At 57.9% G+C, this 3,862-nt stretch carries 2 protein-coding genes; both read right to left on the reverse strand.

The annotated features are described in order from the left end of the window. A partial coding sequence (locus ACIREA_RS28220; protein WP_397385656.1) for an Eco57I restriction-modification methylase domain-containing protein occupies positions 1-3,277 on the reverse strand: 3,277 nt, incomplete at its 3' end. 48 nt (positions 3,278-3,325) lie between these two features. Next, a partial coding sequence (locus ACIREA_RS28225) for a hypothetical protein (protein ID WP_397385657.1) occupies positions 3,326-3,862 on the reverse strand: 537 nt, incomplete at its 5' end.

Raw genomic sequence — 3,862 nt, forward strand, 5'->3', positions numbered from 1 at the left:
GTGCTGTGCTGTATTCGTAAAGTTTATTGAACTGGCCCTCGGAGAGTTGGTCAGCCAGACGCACGTCCTCGGCATCATCTCCAAGATGAATCAACCTGATGTACTGACCAGCGTATTGATTCGAATCCTCTAGAAGGCAGGACTTGCTATAGAGCTGACGAAGCAATGCGAGATCCAAAGGCCCCCTTAGCACCGGGCATGTTCGAGTCACTGGATTCAAGATGAGAAAGTCATCAGGAGTCATTTCAAAGCATCGCGCGGGATCGCCAATTTCGTCCATTCTTCTGGCATAAAATAGAAAGCGTGAACTCTTATTTTGCGATGCAGATCCGCTCAGGCAAAGAAGGCAAAACTTAGTTGAATGATGGACTCCAGGAAAAATGAACTCCTCATTCTCAAAACTCAAAAGACTAATGATGGCGGCTCGGTCAACGAGGCTTTGAAAGAAGGTTTTTGTTGTGTCATCTGTGGCGATGCCGCTAGGCAGAACTGATCCGCTCCGTCCATTGGGGCAAAGAAAACGACACATTGTTTCCGCAAAAACGGTATAGAGGTTCACGTCCCCTCGCCCACACAACGGATAGACAAAGGAGTTTCTCAGAAAGTGGCTTTCGGCATCGGCTTGCCTAATTGCCAAGCGGAACTCAAGAAGGAGGCCCGGAGCAACGACTTCAAGCTGCTCAATCAGTCGTTTTCGAGCGGACGCATTTGCGGCAGATGCTATCTCTGGTCGTTTCTCAGCAAACCATTCCTTCTCTTGAATTTTTACACGCTCCCACGGTGGATTGCCGAGGATGCAGGCGAAGCCGCCTTGGTCGAAGACTTGGGGGAAGGCGAGGTGCCAGTGGAAGAAGCGGTATTGGCGGGCGAGTTCTTCGACTTCGGCTTGAAGATTGGCGGGCAGGGGCTTGCCCTGGACGAAGTCGCGTAGGTGGGCGGTGGTGATGCCCCAAGGCGTTCCCTGTTCTCGGTTCGCTGTTCTTGGTTGTTTCTTGCTGACGGCTTTGGGGGCAGAGACGTGCTTGGGTTGGCCGAAGAGGTCGTCTTCGGTGTGGAGGAGATGTCCCTCGATGGGAGATAGCAGAGTAGAAATCGGAGGTGAGGCGGCTTCGGCTTCTCCTGCGGTTAAGGGGTAGTGCTTTTTGATGACGAAGGCGGCGCACCAGAGGTCGGCGAGGAGTTTGGCGTGGCGGTATTCGGGGGCGATCTCGCTGGTGGTGAAGGCGGCTTCTTTTTGCTGGAGGGCGGCGGGCTGGCTGTCGTCCATGGCCTCGATCTGCGTGGCGGCGTGGCGGAGGTGGTCGCGGATGGATTGCTCTTCTTGCTCGAAGAGGGGGCCGAAACCTTCGCGCTCTTTTTTGTTCCGCTTTTTGAGTTCGGCGCAGGCGGCTTTGTCGTCGCCCTCAATGGCGGTGAAGGTGTCGTCGGGGAGGCCGGCGGCGATGAGGTCGGGGGTGGTGCCGAGGAGGCTGTTGCCGGTGCGGATGTGATGATTGAGGAAGCCGAGGGGCTTGCCGGGATCGACGGTCTCCAGCCAGAGGGCGACTCGGCACAGCTCGACGGCCATGGGGTTGATGTCCACGCCGTAGAGGCAGCGGCTGGCGACCTCGCGCAGAGCATGGCGGTAGTCATCAGGACGGACGGCTCCGTCGGGGGCGCGGAGTTCGGCGAGTTTTTCGGCCAAGCGACGGGCGGCGGCGAGGAGGAAGTGGCCGGAGCCGCAGGAGGGATCGCAGACGGTGATGGAGAGCAGGGCGTCGATGGGGCGGTCGGGCTGGGCGGCGAGGCGGTCGGCGATGACGGGATCGAGGGCGGACTTGATGAGCTCCTGAACCAGGGAGTCCGGGGTGTAGTAGGAGCCGGTGGTCTTGCGGGCGTTGCCAGAGGTGGAGGCGCTGTCGGTAATGCCAGCGAAGCCGAATGCGCGAGCGGGGAGATCGAGCTGGGGCACGAGTTCCAGAAGGGACTCATAGACGGAGCCGAGTTCCTCTGGCCCCATGTTGCGGTAATCAATGGCTCCGCGCTGGCCGGTCTTTTTGTCAAAGAACCAGCGCAGGTGCTTCATGGCAGAGAGCAGATCTCGATTGGTCAGGGAGGCGCTGTCCAGATCAGAGCACTGGGCCTGAGCAAAGAGCCCGCCGAGGGCTGGCAGGCCAAGGCGTGGCTGGCCGCTGGCTAAGGCCGTGAAGGTGATGCGGACTGACTGCCAGAGGTCGCCATGGGGATCGTGGGCAGATTGACGCAAGGAGCGGGTGCGCAAGCGGCGGAGGCTGTAGCCGGTGGCATAAGCCTGGCGGGCGGTGGTGCTGGCGTCCTGGGGGTGCAGGAGATCGCGCTCCTCTGAGCAGAAGAGAAAGAGGCAGCGGTAGATGAGGCGGAGAAGCTGCTGGAAGTAGTCTTCCTTGGTCAGGACACCGTCGTGAAGGCGCAGGCGAAGTGAATCGTTTTCCCGGTGGGTGATGAAGCCGGTGCCGAGTATGAGGAGGGCTTCCTGCACGCCATCGCGGAGACCATCACGAATGCGGAGTCCCTGGGCATGACCTTCGGATTTCCACTTCTCCCAGATGCAGTCGCTAGAAGATGCCGTGGCTGCGCCTGCGCGGGAGGCATGGAGCATGCGCCACAGAGCGGCGAAATCCGCGTAACGCTGCTGCTCATCACGAAGGATGGTTTCGAGGTCGAACTCCAGGAAGTTGGGTCGCGTGAGTGTGTCGGCATCGCGGAGGAGACGGAGGATCTTGCCGTTGGTGACGATGGCCCAGAGGCTATTGCGATCAGCATTGAGGAACTCTTGGGCAAGCTGATGGGCGGATTTTCGGCGAGTGCCAGAACCGAGAATGGCGAAACTTTGATCAGGATCATCAAGCCCGAGATTATGCGGGGCGATGATGACATGGAGGCGTCCGCCGATGGCCTGGGCGCTGATGGGAAAGGCGCGATCTCCAAGCTGCACGGGGGACAAGAGCGGGGTGATGTCCACGTAGTCGAGGCACTGACGGAGAAAACCCAGAACAAAGGTTTGGGTGGTGCTGACTGGATCGAGATCCGTGCGAGCGAGCTGTGGAACGAAGGCCTGCCATGAGGCGGCGGCAATGCGGAAGGCGCGGCCGTATTCATCGTGAATCTTGAGGCCCCGTGGGATGGCGTAATCAGCCTCTTTCTGGGCGGTAGCGTCACCGCTGGCCGCACGTTCGAGCAGCTCAGGCACGAAGAGGGTGCCTTCAAGCCGGAGGGTGTCGAACGGGGTGGTATCGGTGAGTTTGCGGCGGCGTGACATGCGGGGAGAATGACGAAATCAGAATGAGGAATGATGAACGGGCAGCAGTCAGGCCGCGTTGTGGGTGCGTTGTTTTAGCGCTTCTTTGAAGTCGCGGATGAACTGATCCAATTCGTCTTCCATCGAGGGGAAAGGGAATACCCGAGTTAAAAAGCCTGTGCTTTGATTAAGTTTGAAATCGGCGTTCATGCCGATCTCTGTCAGTATTTGCTTTGGCAGAGGGCTTTCGGGATCATCCTGGTTCTTGAAGACGACGGTAGTGTGGGCTTGAGACCTGCAGTCCACGTCAAGTTTGATCCTTACTCCGCCTAGACCCTCGAAAACCACAAATGCAGGACCCCAGAGAAATATCTTTTCGAAGGGAGTCGTGTCGTGTTGGAATTCATCAAACAGTCTTTCGCCTCGGTAAGCACCTAAATCATTCATCATGGCGGTCAGTGCCAAGGCTGAGTCGTGATGCTGTTTGTCTCGCATCAAGCCGTAAAATTTTTCCATGATTGGTTTGTTCATAAGATTTCGTCCGAGTTTGAGGATTAATTGTTGATACTGGCGGAGCACGTGGGCGACCTCATCCGAAGTAGAGGA

Origin of the sequence: Prosthecobacter sp. (genome assembly GCF_044373815.1) — a bacterium.
In the GTDB taxonomy this organism is placed as follows: domain Bacteria; phylum Verrucomicrobiota; class Verrucomicrobiia; order Verrucomicrobiales; family Verrucomicrobiaceae; genus Prosthecobacter.